Genomic DNA, 307 nt, shown 5'->3' with positions numbered 1-307 from the left:
TCATTTTAGCTAATTTTTTACAAAAATACTAAAAGAAAACTTTAGATATCCATATATTTGATTGCTATGCTATAGATTTTTAACATAGCATAATAGAGTAAAACTTTATATGTTTTTTGTGTAATTTTTTAATAATCAAGACGTTTGATGTATACCAAACCTACTTGGTGAAAAGTTTATGAAATTAAAAAATATTTTTACATTGGCTATTGTGGTTATATTAACCAATATTGCCGTTTCACAAGAAGGCTTGCCTATTTATACTGATTATTTAACCGATAATTATTATTTAATACACCCTTCAATG

The 307-nt window shown here is 24.1% G+C and carries 1 pseudogene; it reads left to right on the top strand.

From position 1 onward, the window contains the following. Positions 1 to 178: 178 nt before the first annotated feature. Positions 179 to 307 (top strand): annotated as a pseudogene (locus tag FUA24_RS26160) (PorP/SprF family type IX secretion system membrane protein); the annotation flags it as partial.

This window comes from Seonamhaeicola marinus (genome assembly GCF_008085455.1).
Note: the sequence above shows the minus strand (reverse complement) of the source record. Positions and strands in the feature narration are given on the sequence as shown.